The following is a 23402-nucleotide window of genomic DNA, read 5'->3' as shown; positions in this document are numbered from 1 at the left end:
GATCGAAACGATCCTGCTCGTCGCCCGGCCTTATGGCTCGATCCTGACCGGAGCCCCCTTGTAAGCGGGCGTTTTCGAGGCGAGGTCGTGATAATTTAGCGGCACCAGGGGATTGGCCTCGGGATAATAGGCGGCGATGCAGCCCGGAGGCAGGTCATAGGGCACGATGCTGAAGCCCTCGACGCGGCGGATTTCGCCGTCTTCGATGGCAGATGACAAGGCGACGCGCTGCCCCTCGACCAAGCCCGCCTGGAACATGTCGGACCGGCTGACCAGAACGATCATCCGGTCGCCTTCCAGCCCGCGCAACCGGTCGTGATAGCCATAGACGGTGGTGTTGAACTGATCGTTCGATCGGATGGTGATCAGCGTGAAGGCCCCCTTGGCAGGCTGCACCCCCAGGGCCGACAAGCCGGGCGGCACGGTGAATTCGGCGCGTCCGCTGTCGGTTTTCCAGACCCGCCGGCGGGCGGAATTGCCCTTGTAGAACCCGCCGGGCTGGAACAGGCGGGCGTTGAAATCGGCGAATTCCTCGGGATAGGTTTCGGCGATCAGGTCGCGGATGCGGCTGTAATCGGCGATCCATTCGTCCCACGTCACGTTCGGGTTGGGCGGCAGCGCGGCCTTGGCGATGCCCGCGACGATGGCCGGTTCCGACAACAGGTGACGCGAGGCCGGAGTTCGCCTGCCCATCGACCCGTGGATATGGCTGAGGCTGTCCTCCATCGACACGGCCTGCGGGCCTGACGCCTGTTCGTCGCGCTCGGCGCGCACCAGGCAGGGCAGAAGCCAGCTTTCCCTGCCCACCAGCAGGTGCGACCGGTTCAGCTTGGTGGCGATCTGGACGTTCAGCGCCAGGTTCTTCCAGGCGGGCTCGACGCGGGCCAGGTCGGGAATGGCGCGGGCGAAATTGCCCCCCAGGCTGACAAAGCCGGTGATCGTGCCGTCCAGAACACCCTGGACCGCCTCGACCGTGGTGGTGCCCTTGTCCTGCGGAGGATCAAAGCCGAACATCCTGGCCAGCTTGTCCAGGGGCACCAGTTCGGGCTTTTCGGAAATGCCGACCGTGCGTTGGCCCTGGACATTGGAATGGCCGCGAACCGGGCAGATGCCCGCGCCCGGCTTGCCCAGATTGCCGCGCAGCAGCAGCAGGTTGACCAGCATTCCCACGCTGTCCGCGCCATGGACATGCTGCGTCAGGCCCATGCCGTAAACGCCGATGCAGCGTTCCGACCGGGCATAAAGCTCGGCCACTTCGATGAGGTCGGCTTGCATCAGTCCCGAGGCGGCCTCGATCCCGTCCCAGGGCTGCGCATCGGTCCAGGCCCTGAAGGCATCGAAATCATGGCCGTGCCGGTCGATGAAGTCCCGGTCCACGGCATCCATGGCGAACAGGTGCTTGCAGATGCCCGCGATGGCGGCGATGTCGCCGCCGGGGCGCAGTTGCAGATAGATGTCGGAAATCGGCGTCGAACGTCCGGTCAGCATTTCCGCGGGACTTTGCGGGTTGATGAACTCGACCAGGCCGCGTTCGCGGATCGGGTTGAAGGTCACGATCTTGCAGCCGCGCCTGACGGCCTGTTGCAGGGGGTGCAGAAAGCGCGGGCTGTTGCTGCCGGTGTTCTGGCCGAAGAACAGCAGCAGGTCGCAATGCTCGAAATCCTCCAGCACGCAGGTGCCGACCGGTGCGCCGATCTTCTGTTTCAGCGCCACGCTGGTCGTCTCGTGGCACATGTTCGAACTGTCGGGCAGGTTGTTGTTGCCGTAAAGCCGCGCCAGCAGCGCCCACAGATAGGACGTCTCGAGGCTGGCCCTGCCCGAGGCGTAAAAGACCACGCTCTTGCGGTCCAGCGATTGCAGCCGGGCGCCGATGGCCGAGAAAGCCTGATCCCAGGTCGCCTCGACATAACGGTCGCTGGCAGGGTCGTATCGCATCGGATGGGTCAGGCGGCCCACGGCCTCGAGGTCATGGTCGGGCCATGACAGCAGTTCGGTCACGGTATGGCGGGCAAAGAAGTCCGGCGTGCACCGCGCCGCGGTCAGATCCCAGATCGTGGCCTTGGCGCCGTTCTCGCAGAATTCGGCCAGATGCGGCGAGGGCGGCTTGGCCCAGGCGCAAGAGGTGCACATATGGCCGCCCGGCTTGTTCTGCCGGCGCAGCGTGTCAAGAACGCCCAGCCGGATGCCATCCTGGTGGGCCTGCCCCAGAACCCCCTTGAGCGATCCCCAACCGCCGGTCGGATTGTCGTAGAACGGGGTGGTCGGGTCCTGGTCGCGCTGGCTGGTCATGGGGTCTCTCCGCTGGCTTCCGCCGTCTGCTTGCCATGGGGCACAACCGCCCCGGCCATGATGCGTTCCGAAGGCGGTCCGGGCGGCCTGCCCGCTCAGGCTCCGGGTACCGGCGCGGCGGGATCGAAGACGAAGCCGTCGAAAAACCCGTCGGCACGCAGGATCATTCCGCCCCGTTCCGCCGCAACCGTGCGATCCTCGGCCAAGGCCCCCTCGACGCGCGACGAAGCCCCGGGCAAGGGGGTGCCCGCCGGGCGCAGATGCTGGCGATACAGATCGGTGCGGAAATGGCGGGTGGCGCAGGCCATGGCATCCTGCGGATCCAGGCCGTGCCGGCCCGCGATGCGGCGTGCGAACAGCGCGGCCAGGCTTTTCCAGGGAAAGCTGGCCGCGCCCGCGTTGAAGGCGACAAAGCGCGGCGCATCGCGCATCTCGCCCCGGGCCGAGATGGTCAGGCGCCCCGTCAGCCCGCGTTCGGCCAGTTCCGGCGGCAGGTTCAGATAGATGACGCGCGACAGGATTTCGGCCGCTGTCCCCCGGTGGTCGGGGTCGTCCAGCCAGCGGCCCGCCCGCCAGACGGCCCGCATCAGGGCGCCGGTTTCCACCGGACGGGCATCGGTGAAATCGCGCAGCAGCACCAGGCCCTTTTCGGGCGGCGCCGCCCAGATCGCGGTGCCCGGCAGCAGCAGGGCCGCCACGCCCCGGTCCACGGCAAAGCTGGCCCAGGGTTCGCCCACGCAAAAGGCATCGACCTCGCCGCGCGCCATGGCCTCGGCCATCATCGGCGGCGGCACGGTGACAAGATCCAGATCGTCCTGCACGAAACCGCAGGCGGGCAGCCAGTGGCGCATCAACTCGGCCTGGGTGGAAAAATGGAACGGCACCCCTACCCGCAGCCTGCCCGCCGCGACCCCGCGAAGCGCGGTTCCTGCCGCGCGGGCGTCGTCAAAGGCGAAATCGTGGCCGGCCCGGCGCAGGCGATCTTCCAGATTGCGGTTGACCGCCACCGCCTGCCCGCCCTGGGACAGCACCATCACCAGGTCCATCCCCGGCAGCGCCGGGCCAAGCCCAAGCGCCTGGCCCACCGGCATCGGCACCAGCATATGCGCCGCGTCGATCAGCCCCGCGCCCAGCATGTCGCGCGCCTGGGCCCATGCCCCCAGGCGGACCAGATCCAGGGTCAGCCCCTCCTCGGCCGCGAAACCCAGTTCCTGCGCGACGATCAGGGGGGCGGCGTCGATCAGCGGCACATAGCCCAGGCGCAGCACCGTCATCGGCCCAGCAGCCCTGCCGCCATGACAAGCTGCTGAGCGATGTCGGCCACGCGCTTGCCCCCGTCCATGGCGGTCTTGCGCAAAAGGGCATAGGCCGCTTCCTCGTCGATGCCGCGCGCCTTCATCAGCACCGCCTTGGCACGGTCGATGATCTTGCGTTCCTCAAGCGCGGCGCGGGTCGCAGCCAGTTCGGCGCGCATCTGCTGAAAGATGTGGAACCGGGCAATCGCGGCGTCCAGGATCGGCTTCAGCCTTTCGGGCCGCAGCCCGTCCACGACATAGGCGGAAATCCCGGCCTCGATGGCGGCCCGGGTCAAGCCCTCGTCCGATCGGTCCACGAACATCGCAACCGGCCGTTCCGCAGGCCCCGAGGCCAGGGCCAGTTCCTCAAGCACGTCCCGGGACGGGTTGGCGATGTCGATCAGAACCACGTCGGGGCGCAGATCCGCCACCTGCCGGGCCAGGCCGGATTGTTCGGCGATGATGCGGATGTCGTGGTCGCCCGCCTCGCGCAGACCGTCGGCAATGGGCTGCGCGCGGGCGCTGTCGGGTTCGACGACGACGATCAAAAGGCGCTTCGACATGGGTTCTGGTTGCACGGGCAGGGCATCGTGCGCAATGCCCAGCAGCCGATCGCGCGGTGGGGTGCCCAGGAAACGGGCAGTCCTAGCCGAACACCTCCCCCGCCCTGCCCGCCTGCCCCGCAGCGATCAAGGCCGCCAGCAGCACCCGCGCCTGTCCGGGACGCAGCACGGGGGACAGGACGGCCCCCGCGGCGACCAGATCATGACCGCCCCCGCCCCCGCCATAGCTTGCGGCCAGCCGTCCCATGGGCACGCGGCTGGACAGGACGACAGGCACCCCCCTGTCCCGGCATCGCCCGACCGCCGCGACAACCGCTGCCGTCGCGTTCCCCGATCCGAGCGCGGCCAGAACGATCCCCTGCGCGCCGGTCTCCAGGCTGGCATCCAGGTGGACGGCCTCCGCGCCGGGATGGACCGCCACCACATCGACGCGGACCCGGTCCACGGGGGCCTCCAACCGGATGTCTGGCATGGGTGTCTCGACTGCCAGACGAAAGGCATCGGCGTTGTCGGTGGCGTTCTTGATCAGGCCCCAGGCCGGCAGCAGGCGCCCGCCGAACGCCACCCGCACGCCGCCACCCGGCCCGTCCAGAACCGCGCGGATCGCGGCGGCCATGTTGGCCGGACCGTCGGCCAGGGGATGATCGTCGGTGAACTGCGCGCCCGTCAGCATCACCGGCGCCGGACCGTGCTGCAAGGCCAGCAGCAGGGCGGTTTCCTCCATCGAATCGGTGCCGTGCAGGACCACGACACCCGCCACCCGGGGATCGGCCAGTTCCGCCCCCACCGCATCGCTGATCGCCTGCATGTCGGCCAGGGTCAGGGTCGATGAATCCCGCGCCATCAGATCGACGGCCCGCAGCCGGACCGGCGGCAGCGAACCCAGCCGCGCCAGCAGCGCCCGCCCGTCCAGGCTGGGCGTGCTGGATCCGTCTGACGCCGTTCGGCTGGCAATGGTGCCGCCGGTGGCGATGATGCTGAAAAGGGGTCCGTCCGGCATGGTATCCTATCCCCCGGCCTGCACCCCGGCCTGCCCGGCCAGGCGCTGCGCGATGATGGCGCAGACCGCCAGTTGCAACAGGTGAAAGACCATCAGGGGCAAGATGATCAGGGAAATGTCCTGCCCCGCAAACAGGATGCCCGCCATGGGCAGGCCGGACGCCAGGCTTTTCGTCGACCCGCAATACAGCGTTGCCAGGATGTCGCCCCGGTTCATTCCCGTAGCCCGTCCCGTCAGCAGCGCAGCGCCCATCACCACCGCCAGCAGCACCAGGCACAGCATCCCCAGGACCAGCAGCGCACCGGCCCCGATCACCTGCCAGATCCCGTTGACCACACCCGCCGAAAAGGCCGCATAGACGATCAGCAGGATCGAACCGCGGTCCACGACAACGGTGGCCCGGCGATGACGCATCAGCAGGTTCCCCAGCAGCGGGCGGCAAAGCTGTCCCACGGCAAAGGGCAGCAGGACCTGCTGCACGATCTTCCAGATGGCCGAGGGATCGACCCCATAGCCCGTTTCCTGCGGAATCAGCAGCGCGAACAGCGCAGGCGACAGCACCACCCCGACCAGGTTCGAGATCGAGGCCGCGCAAACCGCCCCCGCCACATTGCCCCCCGACACCGCCGTGAAGGCGATCGAGCTTTGCACCGTCGAGGGCAGGCAGCCGATATACAGGAACCCCGCCCCGGCGGCCGCAGGCAGCCAGATCAGCGACAGGGGCTTCAGCACCAGGGCAAACAGCGGAAACAGCAGAAATGTCAGCGCCAGGACGGCCAGTTGCAGCCGCCCGTTCCTCAGCCCCGCCAGAATCGTCGCCGTGGTCAGCCGCGCGCCATAAAGAAAGAACAGCAGCGCAATGACCCAATAGGTCAGATGCGACAGGACCGACGCGGCCACCCCGCGCGCGGGCAGGATCGTCGCCAGAACGACAGTCCCCACCAGCATCAGCATGTATCGGTCAAGGCCGAAGCGGGCCAGCAGGGCCTCGGCCCGCAGCAGGGACATGGCGGGTTCCTTTGTCGCGCACCTGTCCGGGGGATAGCCCCTGCATCATCCCGATCCAAGAGGAAATGGCAGGTTGGCGACAACCGGGGCTTGCAAAAACACGCAAATGATGGTGCACGATACAGGCAATGGTTGCGCGCGGGCGTGATGCTGGCGGCTTGAACGGGGAAACCGAATGGCCGGACTGGCACGGATCGGATCGCTGTGGATCGACGGGCCGCTGTCCTGGATCGAACGGGCCTCGATCGCCAGCTTTCTGGATCTGGGACACGACTATGTCCTTTATACCTATGGCCAGATTGAAAACGCGCCGCCCGGCACCCGGATCGAGGATGCGCGCAGCGTCTGGCCCAATGACGACATCATCCTCCATTCCAGGGCACAAAGCCCCGCCATCCATGCCGACGTGTTCCGCGCCGTCATGGTCCGGCAGACCGGCCGGGTCTGGACCGATACCGACATCATCGCCCTGAGGCCCTTTCCAGCCGCCCTGGACTGGTTCATCGGCCATGAACGGATGGACCGGCCCTTTCTGGGCAATGCGGTGATGGGCTTTCCGCGACAGTCCCGGACCATGCAGGATCTGTGGGCCTTTCTGACCGGCGACTATCCCATTCCGCCCTGGTTCAACGCCCGCGGCCGCCACGCGCTCGAGGAAAATCGGGCAAACGGCATTCCGGTCAATCTGGGAGACTATCCCTGGGGCACCACGGGTCCGGTGGCGCTGACCCATTTCGCCCAGGCCACGGGGGAATTCCATCTGGCCCAGCCGCAGGCCACCTTTTTTCCCGTCACCTTCCAGCAGCGCAAGGCCCTGACCCATCCTGCCCTGGCCGATACGCTGGACGACCTGCTGGACCGCGAGCAGAGCCTCTGCCTGCACCTGTATTCGCGCTGGCTGCGCAAATATACGGGCGGCGGGCTGCCCGCCCGGACCAGCTGGCTGGGCAGCCACCTTCGTCGGCAGGGCCTTGCGGATTACCCCGCAGGCGATGCGGGGGTGCGCAGGAAAAGGCCGAAGCCCCCACCCGATCCGGCCCCCGAAAACGGCGATGCCGTTCTGGCCGATCTGGCCGAGCGCAAGGCCGCGGCCCCCGATCTGATCCGGTCCTCGCCGCATGGGCGGGTCGTCCTTGTGACCATGGCCAAGGACGAAGGCCCTTATGTCCTGGAATGGGTGGCCTATCACCACCTGATGGGGTTCACCGACATCCTGGCCTTTACCAACGACTGCACGGACGGCACGGACCTGATGCTGGACGCCCTGGCCGGGATCGGCCTTGTGACGCATCTGGACAATCCGGCCCTGCGCGACCTGCCGCCGCAGTCCCGCGCCTTGAAGCGGGCGAACGATCACCCCCTGATCCGCGCCGCCGACTGGGTCATGGTGATGGATCTGGACGAATTCCTTGCGGTCCGAACGGGCGCCGGACAGGTGGGCGACCTGATCGGGCGGATCGAGGCCGAGGGTGCCGCCGCCATGCCCCTGACCTGGCGATTTTTCGGCAGCGGCGCGCAGGACCGCCCCGACGACCGCCCGGTGATCGAGCGTCTGACCCGTGCGGCGGGCGACGATTTCGTCAAGGGCTTCGGGGTCAAGACGCTGTTCCGGCAGATGGACTATCTGCGCCTTGCCATCCATCGCCCCCGCATCATCCGCAAGCGGGAACGGCAGGGCCCTCTCGACCTGAACTGGATCAACGGATCGGGCGAGCCCATCGACGGCAAGGTCATGAGCTGGCGCCAGACCCGGCAGACGGCAGGCTATATCCTGGGTCAGGTCAACCATTACGGCGTCAAAAGCGCCGAAGAATACCTGCTGCGCGGCCTGCGCGGCGATGTCCTGAACAACCACGGCAAATACGACAAGGATTACTTCGGCCGCTTCGACCGCAACGAGGTGACGGACCTGACCGCAGCCGCCATGGCGCCCAGGGTCAAGGCGCTGACGCGGCGCCTGCTGCAGGAACCGGCAGTGGCACAGGCGGCCCGGATCATCGCCGACCGATCTGCCGACCGGCTGGCGCGGCTGCGGGCTGCGCCCGGCTATGCCCGGATGATGGCCGACCTGCGTGGTACGGGGGCCTGATGGACCACCCGCCCGGCAGGAACGGCACGGCGGACCGGATCTGGCATCTGGCCGATGCCCGCATCGACCCGGAACACGGGGCGGTCTTTTCGGAGGGACGCCTGCGGATCGAGGCGGCCTTGCAGCGGGGCAACGGCTATTACCGGGGCTGGCGGGGAACCGCCTCTGCGAACCCCCGGCGCCTTGCGGGCCGTCATGTTTATGGCGGCACGCTGTTCTTTCATTTCGGACATTTCCTGACCGAGTCGCTGTCGCGCCTTTGGGCCGTGGCGGACAGTGGGGCGCAATCGATCCTGTTCACGCCGAAATCCTTGCGCGGCAGGCAGCCCCCAGGCCTGACCGGATGGCAGGCCGAAATCCTCGACCGGCTGGGCATCCGCCTGCCCGTGTGCATCCTTTACGAACCCCTCGAGGTCGAGGATCTGGTGGTGCCTGCCCAAGGGTTCGGCCTGGGGCCTTTGTCGCAGGGTAGCCCCGCCTTTCGCGCCTTTGCGCGCCGATTGCGCCCGGCCGATGCGGGCCGGGTCATGCCGGAGGGGGCCAAGGTGTATCTGTCGCGGTCCCGCCTGCCGCGCAAGACCGGCAGCATTCTGGGCGAGGCACGGCTGGAACAGGCGCTTGCGGATCAGGGATTCACGATCTTTCATCCCCAGGACCATCCGATCGACGATCAATTGCAGGTCTTTTCCGCCGCGCGCCATCTTGTGGGCCCCGAAGGATCGGCCTTTCACCTGGCCGGCCTGATCGCCGCCCCGTGGCAGGAATTCACCCCGATCCGACGCCGCAGCGCCCCGGATCACCTCAATATCTGCAACCAGATCAGGGGCATGGGCGCAAGGGTGAATGTCGTTGACGCGCTTGTCGCCGAATGGCTGCGCCCGGGAAAGTCGCGGGCCGACGACATGAGCTGGGGTGAACCCGACCATGCGGCCCTGTCGGCCGGCCTGATGGATCTGGGTCTGATCGCGCGTCCGCTTGGTCTTGGCGCCGGCGGACATGCCGCCGAACTGGACCTGATCGGCCAGGCCCACAAGGGTCAGCCGCTGCAACGGGCAGCGGTTCCTGCCAGGGCCTGACAGCAATCGCAGGCTGCCCGCCCGGCGCCTGCACAAAAACGCGAACACCTTTCCCCCCGGACGCAGGGACGCTAGAAGCCTCCAATGCCTGACAGATTCGCTTTCGGGCAGGCAGGCGAAACGACAAGGGGGCCGGATGCCCGCAGATCAGCGCCCCGCGCTCTGGCTTGACCGGATTTCGCGCCGCTTCGGCAGCCGTGCCGTGCTTGAGGACATCTCGCTTGCGGTGCCCTCGGGGCGGATCACCTGCCTTCTGGGGGAATCGGGCTGCGGCAAATCCACGCTGCTGCGGCTGATCGCCGGGGTCGATCGTCCCGATGGCGGAACGATCGACCTTGGCGGCACGCGGATCGTCGGGCCGGACCGGTTCACGGAACCGGAACTGCGGCGGATCGGCTTCATCTTTCAGGACTATGCCCTGTTTCCCCATCTCAGCGTGGCCGACAACCTTGCCTTCGGCCTGCAAGGGCTGGATCGGCGCGAACGGCGCAGCCGGGTGGCCGAGATCGCCGACCGCATCGGCATCACCCACCTGCTGAACCGGTATCCCCATTCGCTGTCGGGCGGCGAACAGCAGCGCACCGCGCTTGCCCGCGCCCTGGCGCCGCGACCCGAGGTTCTGCTGATGGACGAGCCGTTCTCGAACCTCGACCAGGGGCTCCGCGAACGGGTGCGGCGCGAAACGCTGGAGATCCTGCGCCAGTTCGGGACCACGGCGGTCCTGGTGACGCATGATCCGCAAGAGGCCCTGGCGGTGGCTGACCTGATCGTGCTGATGCGCAACGGCCGGATCGAACAGACGGGCAGCCCCTTCGATATCTATGATCGGCCTGCATCCAGCTATGCCGCCGAATTCATGGGCCCCTGCAACCGGCTGGCAGGCATCTGGACTCGCGGCAGCATCGAAACCCCGATCGGCCGCTTTGCCGCCGGTCTGGACCTGCCGAACGGCAGCGCGGCGCTTGTCTGCATCCGGCCGCAGGCCCTGTCGATCGCCCCCGACGGCAGCGGCATCTCGGCCCGGATCCTGTCCAAAACCTTTACCGGCGAAAGCGAGCAGATCGAGATCAGCGTCCATCCGCTGTTCCAGCCGCTGCGGATGCACAGCCACGAACGCATCCGGATGGCCGTGGGCGACAAGGTCGGGCTGCACCTGAACGGCGCGCAGATCCATGTCTTTGCCGAGCCGGTGCCGCTTGAACAGCTCTCGTCCCTGGGTGGCGAAATCATCCATGGCGAAATATTGACAGAAACCGTCAGTTAATTGTATGGGGGTCGCCAAAGGCAATCCGCCCGGCATTCGCCGGCACGAATCTGAGGAGTTTCCATGGCCTATCCGATCCATCTGGCGCGTGCCGTTCTGGCGGGCGTGACGCTGTGCGCGGGCGCCGCTTCGGCGCAGGAGCTGAACCTCTACACCTCGCGCGAGCCGGGTCTGGTCGAGCCGCTGCTGCAGGCCTTTACCGAATCCACGGGGATCGCGGTCAATACGGTATTTCTCAAGGACGGCATCGCCGAGCGGGTCGAGGCCGAGGGCGCGGCCTCGCCCGCCGACGTGCTGATGGCGGTGGACGTGGGCAACCTGGCCGATCTGGTGGACAAGGGTCTGACCCAGCCGGTCGACTCCGAGGTTCTGACAACGGCGATCCCCGAAAACCTGCGCGACCCGGATAACCACTGGTTCGCCCTGTCGATGCGCGCCCGCGTGGTCTATGCCGATGCCGACATGGATCTGGACGCCATCACCTATGAAGAACTGGCCGATCCGAAATGGCAGGGCAAGCTGTGCATCCGGTCGGGCCAGCATCCCTACAACACGGGGCTGTTCTCGGCCTATCTGGCCCATCACGGCGCCGAAGCGACCGAAGCCTGGCTGGACGGCATCAAGGCCAATCTGGCCCGGCAGGCCGGCGGCAGCGACCGCGACGGGGCCAAGGACATTCTGGGCGGGATCTGCGACATCGCGGTGGCCAATTCCTATTACGTCGGCCTGATGCGCACCGGCGCGGGTGGCGAGGAACAGAAGGCCTGGGGCGAGGCGATCAAGGTGATCCTGCCCACCTTCGAGGATGGCGGCACCCATGTGAACATCAGCGGCGCCGCCGTTGCCAAGAACGCCCCCAACCGCGACGAGGCGGTGCAACTGCTGGAATTCCTGGTGTCGGACGAGGCTCAGCAAATCTATGCGCGGGCGAATTTCGAACATCCCGTCAAGCCCGGCACGGCGCTTGATCCGGTGGTCGAATCCTTCGGCCCCCTGACCCCGGATACCATCCCGCTGACCCAGATCGTGACCCACCGCGCCGAAGCCAGCCGTCTGGTCGACAAGGTCGGCTTCGACAATTGACCGGTCCGGTCCCCTTGCGTCCGGGCGTGCGTGGCAGGTATCCATGACCCTTGCCAACAGCCCCGACGGCATCCAGTCCAGGCACCTTCGCGCCCGCGGAGGGGCCTGGATCGTGGCAAGCTGCGTGATAGCCGGGCTTGTGCTGCTGCCGGTTCTGGCGCTGTTGTGGCAGGCGATGCGCGGATCGGACGGGCTGTGGTCACATCTGGCCGCCAACGTGCTGCCCCATGCGATCACCCAGACCGCGATCCTGCTTGCCGGGGTCGGGCTGCTGGTGGCGGTGATCGGCACGCTGTCGGCCTGGCTGGTCACGGCCTATGACTTTCCGGGACGGCGGATGCTGGAATGGGCGCTGCTGCTGCCCCTGGCGGTCCCCACCTATATCGTGGCCTATGCCTATCTGGACCTGCTGCATCCGCTGGGTCCGGTGCAGGGGGTGATCCGCGCCATCCTGGGCTACGACAGCCCGCGTGATTTCCGCCTGCCCGACATCCGGTCGATGACCGGGGCGATCCTGCTGCTCAGCCTGGTTCTGTATCCTTATGTCTATCTGCCCACGCGGGCGATGTTCCTGACCCAGGCCGCCAGTCTGGTCGAGGTGTCGCGCGCCCTTGGCACCACCCGCGCCCAGGTGTTTCACCGGGTCGCACTGCCCCTGGCGCGGCCGGCCATCGCCGTGGGCATGAGCCTGGCGCTGATGGAGACGCTGAACGACATCGGCGCATCCGAATTCCTGGGGGTGCGGTCCCTAACCATTGCGGTCTATACGACCTGGGTGACGCGCTATGACCTGCCGGGGGCCGCGCAGATCGCATTGGCGATGCTGGCCCTGGTGATCGCGCTCGTGTCGCTGGAACGCTGGGCGAGGCGTCGGCAACGCTTTTCCACAAGCGCGCAGCGCGGGCGCAGCTTTGCCCCCCGCGTCTTGACCGGTCGCGCCGCCGGGTTTGCCCTGGGATTGGGCCTTCTGCCGGTGGTGCTGGGCTTTCTGATCCCGGCTTCCTATCTGGCGGTCGAGGCCTGGGAACGGTTCCGCCTCGCCGGCTTCTCGGCCGGCCTTGTGACCGAGGCGCGCAACACCTTTCTGCTGTCGGCGATCGCCACCGCTGCCGTCGTGGCCTGCGGCGTCGTCGTGTCCTATGGGGCGCGGGCGCGGCCGGGTCGGCTTTCGGCAGCTGCGCTGCGCGTGGCCTCGATGGGCTATGCCATGCCGGGAACGGTGCTGGCGCTTGGCATCCTGACGGTGGTGGCGGGTCTGGACCGCTGGATCGACGCCACGGCGCGGGATTGGCTGGGGGTGTCCACCGGCCTTGTCCTGATCGGGTCCGGCATGGCGCTTGGCTATGCCTATCTGGCGCGGTTCCTTGCCATCTCGACAGGCTCGGTCGAGGCCGGGTTCAGCCGCATCCCCCGCAGTTACGACCACGCCGCCCGGACCCTCGGGCGGGGTCCTGGCGAAACGCTGTGGCAGGTCCACCTGCCCCTGTCGCGGGGCGCCATGGCGGCGGCGGGACTGCTGGTCTTTGTGGATTGCATGAAGGAACTGTCGGCCACGCTGCTGCTGCGTCCGCTGAACTTCGAGACGCTGGCCACCCGTATCTATGCCGAGGCGGCGCGGGGCACCTATGAGAATGCGGCCTATGCCGCCCTGGCGATCGTTCTGGTGGGCCTGCTGCCGGTGATCCTGCTGGCACGGATCGGCAGGATGGGCCAGAAACCCTGAGCGGATCAGCCGTCCGGACCGGCGGCGGCGTTGCGCCAGGGTTCCAGGATCGCGCGGGCGGTGGCGCGGCCCTTGGGGGTCAGCACCAGCAGATCGCCCTGCCGGGCGATCAGGTCGCGGGTGATCCCCTGGGCAAGCACTTCGCGGGCGCGCAGGGCCGGCCAGCCCAGATGCGTTTCCAGCGCAAGGGCCACGTTTTCGGCCTGCTGTCCCGGCGTTCCTTCGTGCGAATAAAGATGGATCGCGACGGTGCGCAGGGCATTGGTTTCCCGTTCCTGACGCCGGCGATGGCTGCGGGCGATGATGCCATAGCGCGGGCCGAACAGATAGGCGAGCATCAGGAACAGGCCCGTCACCATCGCCATCATGCCGCCGATCGACACGTCCAGCATCACCGCGGCGGCATAGCCCCCGATGCTGGAGGCGATCGCGATCAGGACGCCAAGAACCAGCATCACCCACAGCCGGTCGGTCAGCAGATAGGCCGCGGACGGGGGCACGATAACAAAGGCGATGAACAGCACCGCCCCCACCGCGTCAAAGGCCGCCACCGCCGTGGCGCTTGTCAGAAACAGCAGCGCATAGAACAGGACCGTCGGCGCGAACCCCAGGGCTGCGGCCAAGGCAGGATCGAATGTGGTGATCTTCAGTTCCTTGAAGAACAGCGTGACGAACAGCAGGTTCAGAACCGTCATCACGGTCATCCACAGCACGGCCCGCGGTATCTCGACCCCCATCAGGACCAGGGTGTCCAGCCAGACGAAACCGATTTCCCCCAGCAGCACCGTATGCTGATCGATATGGATGTCGCGCGCATACAGGTTCAACAGCAGCACGCCGACGGAAAACAGCGCCGGAAACACCAAGCCGATGGCGGCGTCGTGTTTGACCCGTCTGGTCCCCGACAGCAGTTCCGTCAGAAAGACGGTCAGCACCCCGGTCAGCGCGGCGCCGGCGATCTGCAGGGGACCGGCCTGCGCGCCCGTCACCAGCCAGACGGTCACGATGCCCAGGATGATCGAATGGCTGATGGAATCCGACAACATGCTGTTGCCGCGCAGCACCAGAAAGGTGCCGACCAGGGCCGAGGCACAGCCGACCAGCATTCCCGTCAGCACGATCATGAACGTGGTGTTGGCAAAGAACGCCTGGATCACGACATCTCCTCCCCGTCCCTATCGCCGCCCGTGTCGGTCAGCAGCCGACGCGCCTGGGCAAGCCCCTGGGGCGTCAGTTCCCAATGCGGGGTCCGTTCGGGTTCGTGACGGACCGGGCGGACCAGGCCCTGACGCTCCAGTCGCGACAGCGCGCGGCGGGTCGGGGTGCCATGGAAGGTGTCAAGCGTCCCCAGCTCGACCGGGTGGCGGCGGTCGCCGTGTTCCGCCGCCATGCGATACAGCGTGGCCAGAACCTGCTGCGACTCCAGATTGCGACGGTTCCGCCAGTGCCGCAGGGCGGCCCAGGCCAGACCGCGGCCGGGCGCGGCCAGCAGCGACAGAAAGACGATGGCGGAAATCGCCAGCACGATCAGCGGCCCCGTGGACAGCCCCCGGCTGGCCGCGCTGATCACCGCCCCCGTCACCCCGGCCAGCGTTCCGAACAGCGCCGACAGCACCACCATGGCCCCCAGGCTGCGCGTCCACTGCCGTGCGGCGGTGGCGGGGGCGATGATCATGGCGGTCATCAGCACGACCCCCACCATCTGCAATCCCACCACGACCGCCAGGGCCACCATGGCCGTCATCGCCGCCTCGAGCGCCAGAACCGGCAGACCCAGCGAGGCCGCGAAGCCCGGATCGAAGGACGCCAGCTTGAATTCCTTCCAGAAAATCGCCACCAGGGCCAGAGCCGCCGCGGTGATCGCGCCCATGATCCACAGATCGCTGCGCAGCATGGCCGCGGCCTGCCCGAACAGAAAAGAGTCCAGGCCTCCCTGTGCGCTATTTCCCCGGCCCTGGATAAAGGTCAGCAGAACGACGCCAAGCGCGAAAAACAGGCTGAGCGCGATGCCCAGGGCGGCATCGGTCTTGAGCCGGCTGGTCCGGGTCAGAAGCAGCACCGCCAGGGCGGCGGCGGCGCCGGTCGCCAGGGCGCCCAGCATGATGCTGCCAAGATCGCGCGATCCCGCAATCAGGAACCCCAGGCAGACGCCCGGCAGCGCCGCATGGGCCAGCGTGTCGCCCAGCAGGCTTTGCCGCCGCAGCACGGCGAAACAGCCCAGCACGCCGCTGGAGATTCCCAGCAGCGCCGCGCCCAGGGCGACCGTGCGGATGGTCGAATCGGCCAGCAGCGCCAGCATCTTCAGCCCCCGCCAAGGGTCTGGGCCGTCGCGCCGGACCCGCCAAAGGATTCATGTTCGATCAGGGCGATCTGGCCGCCATAGGCCTTGCGCAGGTTTTCGGCGGTATAGACCTGGGACACCGGCCCCTGCGCGATGGCGCGGATGTTCAGAATGACCATCCAGTCGAAATAGGACCGCACGGTTTGCAGGTCATGATGCACCACGACCAGCGTCTTGCCCTGGGCGCGCAGGCGGTGGAGGATGTCCACGATGGCCCGTTCGGTCGTGGCATCCACCCCGGCCATGGGTTCGTCCAGGAAATACAGGTCCGCCTGCTGGACCAGTGCGCGGGCCAGAAAAACCCGCTGCTGCTGGCCGCCCGAAAGCTGGCTGATCTGGCGGTGGGCGAAATCCTGCATCCCCACCTGTTCCAGGGCGTGCCGCGCCTCGTCGCGTTCGCGCCGACCGGGGCGGCGCAGCCATCCCAGCCGCCCGTAAAGCCCCATGCCGACCACATCCAGGGCCGTGGTCGGGAAATCCCAATCGACCGAGGACCGCTGCGGCACATAGCCGACACGCCGCCGCTGCATGCCGTACGGCCGCCCGAAGATCCGGACATGCCCCGCCGTGGGCCGGACAAGACCCAGGACCGACTTGATGAAGGTGCTCTTGCCCGCACCGTTCGGTCCCACCACTGCGGCCATGACGCCCGGCGGAATGTCGATGTCGATGTCCCACAGGACCGGCTTGCTGTCATAGCTGACGGTCAGATCCTCGACATGCAGGGCAAGCTGCGGCTCGTGCAGGCGGTCGGGCACGGCGGCCCCTTTCCGATCGGCCACGGCCGGGACAAACGGTGCGGCGGTCATCCCTCGGCCCCCGCCAGGCTCCATTGCGCCGCCCATCCGGCAAGCGCCGGGGGCAAGTCGGGCACGGTTCCGCCAAGCGCCTGGACGATGGTGCGGGTATTTCCGACGATCATGCCCACATAGGTACCGCCGGCCGTGCCTTCTTCGCCCATGGCATCGGAAAACAGTTCGCCGCCGATCTCGACCTCGGCCCCGCGCTGTCGGACGGCATCGATGACAGCCTGGATGGTCCGGGGATTGACGGTGCTTTCCACAAAGACCGCGGGCACGCCCTTGGTCGCGATCAGGTCGGCGGTGGCGCGGATGTCGGCAATGCTGGCCTCGGCCTGGGTGCTGATGCCCTGGATGCCGGCGACCTCGATCCCGTAGGCGCGGCCGTAATAGGCAAAGGCGTCATGGGCCGTGACCAGCGTGCGCTGCCCTTCCGGGATCGAGGCGACGGCCTCGCGGACCCAGCCGTCCAGGGCCAGCAACTGTTCGCGATAAGCCTGGGCATTGGTCCTGAACCGGGCCTCGCAGTCAGGGCGCGCCTGGGCCAGAACCTCGGCGGTCGTCGGCACGATCCGAGACCACAGCCCGACATCCATCCAAAGATGCGGATCGACGCCATAGGAATCCTGCGTCGCGATCAGATCCTCGCGGGGGATCGACGCGGGCGACACGGCAACGGTGGGTTTCTGCTCGCCGAACTTGTCCAGCACCTCGCCCAGGCGGCCTTCCAGGAAATAGCCCGAATACAGGATCACGTCGGCCGTCTGAAGACTGCGGACATCGGCGGGTCGGGCCTGATAAAGATGCGGGTCGACGCCGGGGCCCATGATGGTGGTCAGGTCGACGCAGTCCCCGCCGACATTTTCGACCGCATCCCCGATCATGCCGATGGTCGTAACAACCCTGACAGGCTCTGATTGGGCAAACGACGGAGCGGACAGGGCAGACAACATTCCCAAGACAAGGACAGCAGACATTCCAGGCTTCACTGCAACGGTCCTTTTTGCAATTGCGACGAGACTAACGAACATAGCATGGGCTAAGATAGACGGCCATCCTTTGTCAGGCAAGGGCCAGCAGCGGCCTTTTCTCAATTCACTTGCGCTGCGACATGACGGGCAAAGGCGTCCAGCGTTTCCTGGCTGACGTGATGCTCGATCCCCTCGGCATCGTGACGGGCGACCGCATCGCTGACGCCGATGGCGCGCAGAAAGGCCTCGACGATCTCGTGGCGGCTGTGACAGGCCTCGGCCAGCCGGTGCCCGGCTTCGGTCAGAAAGATCCCGCGATAGGGCCGTTGATGCACCAGGCCGTCCTCGGACAACCGTTTCAGCATCTTGGCCACGGTCGGCTGGGCCACCCCCAGTCGGCGGGCGATCTCGACCTGGCGGGCCTCGCCATCGCGGTCGATCAGTTCGGCGATCAGTTCGACGTAATCCTCGACCAGTTCGGTGCGACGGGCTTCGCGCGTCTTGTGATGCGCCTCGGCATGGATTTCGGCATCGACGCCTTCGTCAGGGCGATGGGCGGCAGGCGGGCGGGTCATGGGGCGGTCCTGCAAGGAGGGAAGATGTTTTCTTGTCGTTCACACATATAGCACAGGCTATAAAATCGGGCAAGCCGAGGGTGGCGGACCGGCGGCTGCCGCGCGGGCCCGATTTTCGTCACCCTGATGGACAGGAGCCTTTGCCAGCGGATGATACCAGCGTATCGGGGGCGGCAGAAAATACTGCAGACACATAGCCCGCAGGGTTCCCGCGTTGTTGTCGGCCCTGCGGCCAGTCAGACGAAAGGTACGGCATGAACTGGCTTTCCCCCGTCGATGCCTATTGCGAACGCACCGGCCCCGATTACTGGTCCGAGCCGTTGAATGCCCTGACCAACCTGGCCTTCATCCTGGCTGCGGTGTGGATCGGGCTGCGCCACCGTCCCCACGCTCTGCCCACCGGGCGGCTGCTGACAGCGGTGCTGTTCGTGATCGGCATCGGGTCGTGGCTGTTCCACACCCATGCCAATCCGCTGACAAGCCTGATGGACGTGCTGCCCATCGTGGCTTTCATCCTGATCTACGTCTTTGCCGCATCGCGGGATTTCCTGCACCTGCGGCCCTTGCTGGCGGGGGTCGTGACGGCGGGGTTCATTCCCTATGCCATGCTGACGGTGCCGCTGTTCGCCACCATCCCCGGCATCGGCTCCTCGGCCAGCTATGCCCCGGTGCCGCTGCTGATCCTGATCTATGCGGGGCTGCTGCACGGACGGGCGCCAGAAACCGCCCGGGGCCTGGCCGTCGGGGCCGCCATCCTGATCCTGTCGCTGATCTTTCGCACGCTGGACGAACCCTTGTGCGAGACGATCCCCACGGGCACGCATTTCCTGTGGCATCTGCTGAATGCCGCCATGCTGGCCTGGATGATCGAGGTCTGGTATCGCCATGTCCTGTCCCGGCAGACCGCCGGGGTCAGTCGGCCGGCGCCCTGACCTCCTCCAGCCATCCGGCCACGGCCGGTCCCATCGCCTCGACGATGGCGGTAACGCCTGCCGCGCTCGGGTGCAGGCGGTCCTCCTGCATCAGGTCTGCATAGTCCTGGCCGGTGGCGTATTTGCGGGCAATCGGGGCCAGCAGGTCGGGATACAGGGCGGCATCATGCGTTTCCGCCAGTTCGGGATACATGGCCTGGAAATCGCGCTGAAATTCGGGGCCGTAATTGCCCGGCGCGGGCAGGCCGACCAGCATGGCGGGCACGCCCTCGGCATCCAGCCGGGTCAGGATCGCGTCCAGGTTGGCGCGGCTTACGGCCGGGTCGATCCCGCGCAACAGGTCATTGCCGCCAAGCGCCACGATCATCGCGTCGGGCCTGTCGGCCAAAGTCCAGTCCAGCCGCGACAATCCCCCCGCCGTGGTGTCGCCGCTGACGCCTGCGTTGATCACGATGACGTCATGGCCCGCCTTTCGCAGCCAGTCCTGCAACTGCGGCACAAGGCCCTGATCCTGCGGCAGGCCATAGCCCTGTGTCAGCGAATCCCCAAGCGCCACAAGCCTCAGCGGTTCTTCGGCGCAAGCCGCGGCAGGGGCGGCGGCCAGAACCGCGACGGTGAAAATGTCGCGCCATCGCGGGTTGTTCGCGCGGCGCCAGGGCCTAGATGCCAATGAACGCAGGTTTTCGGGGACGATGTTCATGACCGATCCGGTTTTGTCGCTGAGTGATGTGGACCTGACCCTGCACGGCAATGCCGGGCCGGTGGCGATCTTGAGGGGCATTTCCCTGGATGTCCACCGGGGCGAGACGCTGGGGCTGGTCGGACCTTCGGGATCGGGGAAATCCTCGTTGCTGATGCTGATGGGCGGGCTGGAACAGGCAACGGGCGGCACCGTCCGGGCGCTTGGCCACGACCTGACCAATCTGGACGAGGATGCCCTGGCCAGGTTCCGCCGGGGCCGCATGGGGGTGGTGTTCCAGTCCTTTCACCTGATCCCTACCATGACCGCCCTGGAAAACGTCGCCACCCCGCTGGAACTGGCCGGGCAGGATGACGTATTCGACCGCGCCGCCACCGAATTGCGCGCCGTGGGCCTGGGCGCGCGGATGGATCATTACCCCGCGCAGATGTCCGGGGGCGAACAGCAGCGCGTGGCCCTGGCCCGTGCCGCCGCGCCCCGGCCCGCGATCCTTTTGGCGGACGAACCCACCGGCAACCTGGACGGGGCCAGCGGCAAAGCGATCATGGACCTGATGTTCGGCCTGCGCGACCGGCACGGCACCACGCTGGTTCTTGTCACCCATGCCGCGGATCTGGCCGCGCGCTGCGACCGGGTGCTGCGCCTGCGCGATGGCCGCATCGAGGGCGAGGACCGCCTGCGCCGGGCCGCATCATGACCGCCGCCTGGCGCATGGCCCGGCGCGAGCTGCGCGGCGGGCTGGCAGGCTTCTGGATCTTTCTTTTGTGCCTGGCCCTGGGGGTGGGCGCCATCGCCGCCGTCGGCTCGGTCCGGGCGGCGATCGAGACGGGCCTGTCCCGCGAGGGCGCGGCCCTGCTGGGCGGCGATGCAGATCTGCGGCTGACCTATCGTTTTGCCACCGATGACGAACGGGCCTGGATCGACGCCCGCGCGGAACAGGTGTCCGAGGTGGTCGATTTCCGGTCCATGGCCGTGGCAGGCGGCGGAGAGGATGCCGAACGTGCCCTGACGCAGGTCAAGGGCGTGGACGGCAACTGGCCGCTGTATGGTCAGGCCGTGTTCGACCCGCCGATGCCGGTGACCGAGGTTCTGGCCGGGCAGGACGGCCTGCCGGGCGCCGCCATGGACCCGGTGCTGATGGACCGGCTGGGTCTTGCGCCCGGCGACCGGTTCCGGCTGGGCATACAGGATTTCGTGCTGATGGCGGCGCTGACCCGCGAACCCGACGCGGTGGGCGGCACCTTCGGCCTGGGGCCGCGCACGCTTGTTGCCACGCAGGGCCTGGCCAATTCCGGGCTGTTGGCCGAGGGGACGCTCTATGAAACCAGCTATCGGGTGACGCTGCGGCCCGGAGACAGCCTGGACGACATGCGCGTGGCCGCAACCGCCGCCTTCGAGGATGCCGGGATGCGCTGGCGCGACAGCCGCCGCGGCGCCCCGGGGGTCGAAGTCTTTGTGGACCGGCTGGGATCGTTTCTGGTGCTGGTGGGTCTTGCGGGCCTTGCCGTCGGCGGGGTGGGCGTGTCGGCGGCCGTGCGCAGCTATCTGGAAGGCAAGACCCCGGTGATCGCCACCCTCAAGACCCTTGGGGCCGAAGGGGGGACGATCTTTGCAATCTATTTCCTTCAGGTCGGCATCCTGACCCTGCTGGGGGTGGCGGCGGGGCTGTTGCTGGGGGGCCTGGTTCCGCTGGCCGCCGCGCCGCTTTTGCAGGCCCGCCTGCCGATCCCCGCGGAATTCGGCCTTTATCCCGCCCCCTTGGCCGAAGCCGCGCTCTATGGCCTGCTGACCGCGCTGATCTTTACCTTGCTGCCCTTGGCCCAGGTGGAACGCGTCCGGGCGGCGGCGCTGTATCGCGGCATCGGGGCCGGGTCGCGTGCCAGGCCGCGGGGGGTCTATCTGGCGGTGCTGATCGTGTCGCTGGCGACGCTGGTGGGGGCGGCCGCGGGGCTCGCCTCGGTCCCCCGGCTGGCCCTGTGGACCACGGCGGGGGTGATGCTTGCCCTGGGAGCGTTGTGGCTGGCGGCGATTGGCCTGCGCCGGCTGGCAAGGCGGCTGGCCCGTCATCCGGCATTGCGCGGCCGAACCGCGCTGCGGCTGGCCGTTGCGGCGGTGGGCAACCCGCGCGAAGGCGTGACGGCCGTGGTGCTGTCGCTGGGCTTGGGACTGTCCGTTCTGGCCTCGGTCGGCCAGATCGACACCAACCTGCGCCGCGCCATCGCCGCCGAATTGCCCGAACGCGCGCCTGCCTTCTTTTTCATCGACATCCAGCCGGACCAGTTGCCTGGATTTCTTGACGAAATGGCGTCCGATCCGGGGGTCGGCCAGGTGGAAACCGCCCCCTCTCTGCGGGGCATCATCACGGCGATCAACGACGTTCCGGCGCGGGAATGGGGGGATCACTGGGTGCTGCACGGCGATCGCGGCGTCAGCTATGCCGCCGCCCCGCCGGACGGCACCGTTCTGACCGCAGGCGACTGGTGGGCGCCCGACCATGCGGGCGAGCCGCAGATCAGCTTTGGCGCCGAGGAGGCGGCCGAACTGGGCCTGAGCCTGGGCGACCGGATCACCGTCAACATCCTGGGCCGCGACATCACCGGCACCATCGCCAATTTCCGGCAGCTCGATTTCCGCAGCGGCGGCATCGGCTTCGTGATGATCTTCGACGCAGCCAGCCTGCAATCGGCCCCCCATACCTATATTGCCACCGTCCATGCCGACCCCGAGTCCGAGGGGCGGATCATGCGCGCGGTGTCGAACGCCTTTCCCAATGTCACGGCGGTCGGCGTGCGCGAGGTGGCCGCGCGGGTGGCCGAGGCCATGGCCGCGCTTGCCTCGGCCACCCGCGTGGCGGCCCTGGCGACGCTGGCAACGGGATTTGTCGTGCTGATCGGCGCGGCGGCGGCGGGGGAACGTGCCCGCGTCTTCGAGGCCGCGGTGCTGAAGACCCTGGGGGCCACGCGGGGCCGGGTGCTGGCCAGCTTTGCCCTGCGGTCCGCGCTGATGGGGGCGGCGGCGGGGCTTGTGGCCGTGGCCGTCGCAGCACTTGCCGGCTGGGCCGTGCTGACGCAGGTGATGGAACTGGATTACCGCTTTGCCCCCGGATCAGCCCTGCTGATCGTCCTGGGCGGGACGCTGGCAACGCTTGCCGCAGGCCTGGCATTCGCCCTGCGCCCGCTGTCGGCGCGGCCTGCCCGCGTGCTTCGGGCTCAGGATTGACGGCGGGGGTTGTCCTCGTCGCGCTGTGATTTTCCGATCCTGTCCAGCGTCCGGGGACAGCGCCGCCCGCCATAAAACTGATCGAGAATCCGGTCGAAAACCGGCGGCGCCCCCTCGATGGCGGCAAACAGCGTCATCGAGGACCGCAGCTTGCCCGCATCGACCGACCCCATGATCGCCTCGGCAGGCGTGCCCGCATGGGCCAGAACCGCCGCCCCGCATTCGGCCAGCCGGGGGCCAAGCACGGGATGGGCCAGATACGAGCGGGCCTCGTCCAGGTCGGCGATGCCGTAGTGCCATGACATTTCCGACCGTCCAAGGCCGCGAAGCTGTGGAAAGACGTACCACATCCAGTGGCTCTGCTTCCGGCCCCCCCGCAGTTCGGTCAGCGCCGTGTCATAGCTGCGCCGCTGGGCAAAGACAAAACGCTCAAGCGAAGCGGGATCGTCGGACGGCTCCATGGCCCCCCCCTTT

At 67.6% G+C, this 23402-nt stretch carries 20 protein-coding genes; 8 read left to right on the top strand and 12 right to left on the bottom strand.

The window, feature by feature from the left end; all coding sequences use genetic code 11:
- Positions 1 to 30: 30 nt before the first annotated feature.
- From EYE42_RS11225 to EYE42_RS11205, 5 genes are all read right to left on the bottom strand, one after another.
- Positions 31 to 2289, bottom strand: a complete 2259-nt coding sequence (locus tag EYE42_RS11225) for an FdhF/YdeP family oxidoreductase (RefSeq protein WP_130991425.1) — start codon at positions 2287 to 2289, stop codon at positions 31 to 33.
- 95 nt (positions 2290 to 2384) lie between these two features.
- Positions 2385 to 3563, bottom strand: a complete 1179-nt coding sequence (locus EYE42_RS11220; RefSeq protein ID WP_130991424.1) for an ABC transporter substrate-binding protein — start codon at positions 3561 to 3563, stop codon at positions 2385 to 2387.
- The gene (locus EYE42_RS11215; RefSeq protein WP_130991423.1) at positions 3560 to 4147 is read right to left on the bottom strand and encodes an ANTAR domain-containing response regulator; all 588 of its coding nucleotides are present in this window, start codon (positions 4145 to 4147) and stop codon (positions 3560 to 3562) included. Before EYE42_RS11215 ends, EYE42_RS11220 begins: the two co-directional genes overlap by 4 nt.
- 82 nt (positions 4148 to 4229) lie before the next feature.
- Positions 4230 to 5147 (bottom strand): asparaginase domain-containing protein, encoded by a 918-nt coding sequence (locus tag EYE42_RS11210; protein ID WP_130991422.1) that lies wholly within the window; start codon positions 5145 to 5147, stop codon positions 4230 to 4232.
- A 6-nt stretch (positions 5148 to 5153) separates the two neighbouring features.
- A complete protein-coding gene (locus EYE42_RS11205) occupies positions 5154 to 6155 on the bottom strand; it encodes a bile acid:sodium symporter family protein (protein WP_130991421.1) in 1002 nt (333 codons plus the stop codon).
- A 175-nt stretch (positions 6156 to 6330) separates the two neighbouring features.
- Here EYE42_RS11205 and EYE42_RS11200 point away from each other — a divergent pair, with 175 nt between their 5' ends.
- From EYE42_RS11200 to EYE42_RS11180, 5 genes are all read left to right on the top strand, one after another.
- Entirely contained in the window at positions 6331 to 8244 is a 1914-nt protein-coding gene (locus tag EYE42_RS11200) for a glycosyltransferase family 2 protein (protein WP_130991420.1), read from the top strand.
- Positions 8244 to 9320 carry a glycosyltransferase family 61 protein gene (locus tag EYE42_RS11195; RefSeq protein ID WP_130991419.1) on the top strand — a complete coding sequence of 359 codons (1077 nt, stop codon included), beginning with the start codon at positions 8244 to 8246 and terminating at the stop codon, positions 9318 to 9320. The genes EYE42_RS11200 and EYE42_RS11195 overlap by 1 nt, the downstream gene beginning before the upstream one ends.
- A 136-nt stretch (positions 9321 to 9456) precedes the next feature.
- Positions 9457 to 10584, top strand: a complete 1128-nt coding sequence (locus EYE42_RS11190; RefSeq protein ID WP_130991418.1) for an ABC transporter ATP-binding protein — start codon at positions 9457 to 9459, stop codon at positions 10582 to 10584.
- Between the two features lie 63 nt (positions 10585 to 10647).
- Positions 10648 to 11667: a Fe(3+) ABC transporter substrate-binding protein gene (locus tag EYE42_RS11185; protein WP_130991417.1), complete on the top strand. Its 1020-nt coding sequence runs from the start codon at positions 10648 to 10650 to the stop codon at positions 11665 to 11667.
- Positions 11668 to 11710: 43 nt separating this feature from the next.
- Complete coding sequence (locus EYE42_RS11180) at positions 11711 to 13390, top strand: ABC transporter permease (protein WP_130991416.1); 1680 nt, start codon at positions 11711 to 11713, stop codon at positions 13388 to 13390.
- Between the two features lie 5 nt (positions 13391 to 13395).
- On the opposite strand, the gene EYE42_RS11175 is transcribed toward EYE42_RS11180, so the two are convergent.
- The 5 genes from EYE42_RS11175 to mntR form a co-directional block, all read right to left on the bottom strand.
- Complete coding sequence (locus EYE42_RS11175; protein ID WP_211657930.1) at positions 13396 to 14547, bottom strand: metal ABC transporter permease; 1152 nt, start codon at positions 14545 to 14547, stop codon at positions 13396 to 13398.
- Positions 14544 to 15689: a metal ABC transporter permease gene (locus EYE42_RS11170; protein WP_130991415.1), complete on the bottom strand. Its 1146-nt coding sequence runs from the start codon at positions 15687 to 15689 to the stop codon at positions 14544 to 14546. Before EYE42_RS11170 ends, EYE42_RS11175 begins: the two co-directional genes overlap by 4 nt.
- Before the next feature lie 2 nt (positions 15690 to 15691).
- The gene (locus tag EYE42_RS11165; RefSeq protein ID WP_130991414.1) at positions 15692 to 16540 is read right to left on the bottom strand and encodes a metal ABC transporter ATP-binding protein; all 849 of its coding nucleotides are present in this window, start codon (positions 16538 to 16540) and stop codon (positions 15692 to 15694) included.
- Entirely contained in the window at positions 16537 to 17508 is a 972-nt protein-coding gene (locus tag EYE42_RS11160; RefSeq protein WP_130991413.1) for a metal ABC transporter solute-binding protein, Zn/Mn family, read from the bottom strand. The genes EYE42_RS11165 and EYE42_RS11160 overlap by 4 nt, the downstream gene beginning before the upstream one ends.
- 113 nt (positions 17509 to 17621) lie before the next feature.
- Positions 17622 to 18077: a manganese-binding transcriptional regulator MntR gene (mntR, locus tag EYE42_RS11155; protein WP_130991412.1), complete on the bottom strand. Its 456-nt coding sequence runs from the start codon at positions 18075 to 18077 to the stop codon at positions 17622 to 17624.
- Between the two features lie 254 nt (positions 18078 to 18331).
- On the opposite strand from mntR, the gene EYE42_RS11150 reads away from it, so the two are divergent.
- Positions 18332 to 19009: a ceramidase domain-containing protein gene (locus EYE42_RS11150; protein ID WP_130991411.1), complete on the top strand. Its 678-nt coding sequence runs from the start codon at positions 18332 to 18334 to the stop codon at positions 19007 to 19009.
- Here the strand turns inward: EYE42_RS11150 and EYE42_RS11145 are convergent.
- Complete coding sequence (locus EYE42_RS11145) at positions 18990 to 19709, bottom strand: arylesterase (RefSeq protein WP_130991410.1); 720 nt, start codon at positions 19707 to 19709, stop codon at positions 18990 to 18992. The genes EYE42_RS11150 and EYE42_RS11145 overlap by 20 nt on opposite strands.
- On the opposite strand from EYE42_RS11145, the gene EYE42_RS11140 reads away from it, so the two are divergent.
- Positions 19708 to 20406, top strand: coding sequence for an ABC transporter ATP-binding protein (locus EYE42_RS11140; RefSeq protein WP_130991409.1), 699 nt, complete (start codon positions 19708 to 19710; stop codon positions 20404 to 20406). The two genes, EYE42_RS11145 and EYE42_RS11140, sit on opposite strands and share 2 nt — an antisense overlap.
- Positions 20403 to 22928 carry an ABC transporter permease gene (locus tag EYE42_RS11135; protein WP_130991408.1) on the top strand — a complete coding sequence of 842 codons (2526 nt, stop codon included), beginning with the start codon at positions 20403 to 20405 and terminating at the stop codon, positions 22926 to 22928. The genes EYE42_RS11140 and EYE42_RS11135 overlap by 4 nt, the downstream gene beginning before the upstream one ends.
- On the opposite strand, the gene EYE42_RS11130 is transcribed toward EYE42_RS11135, so the two are convergent.
- Positions 22919 to 23389, bottom strand: coding sequence for a DUF1810 domain-containing protein (locus EYE42_RS11130; protein WP_130991407.1), 471 nt, complete (start codon positions 23387 to 23389; stop codon positions 22919 to 22921). The genes EYE42_RS11135 and EYE42_RS11130 overlap by 10 nt on opposite strands.
- Positions 23390 to 23402 lie beyond the last annotated feature (13 nt).

The organism is Paracoccus subflavus, from assembly GCF_004310345.1.
GTDB lineage: Bacteria > Pseudomonadota > Alphaproteobacteria > Rhodobacterales > Rhodobacteraceae > Paracoccus > Paracoccus subflavus.
The sequence above is the reverse complement of the archived record's forward strand: the minus strand, read 5'-3'. Positions and strand labels throughout refer to the sequence as shown.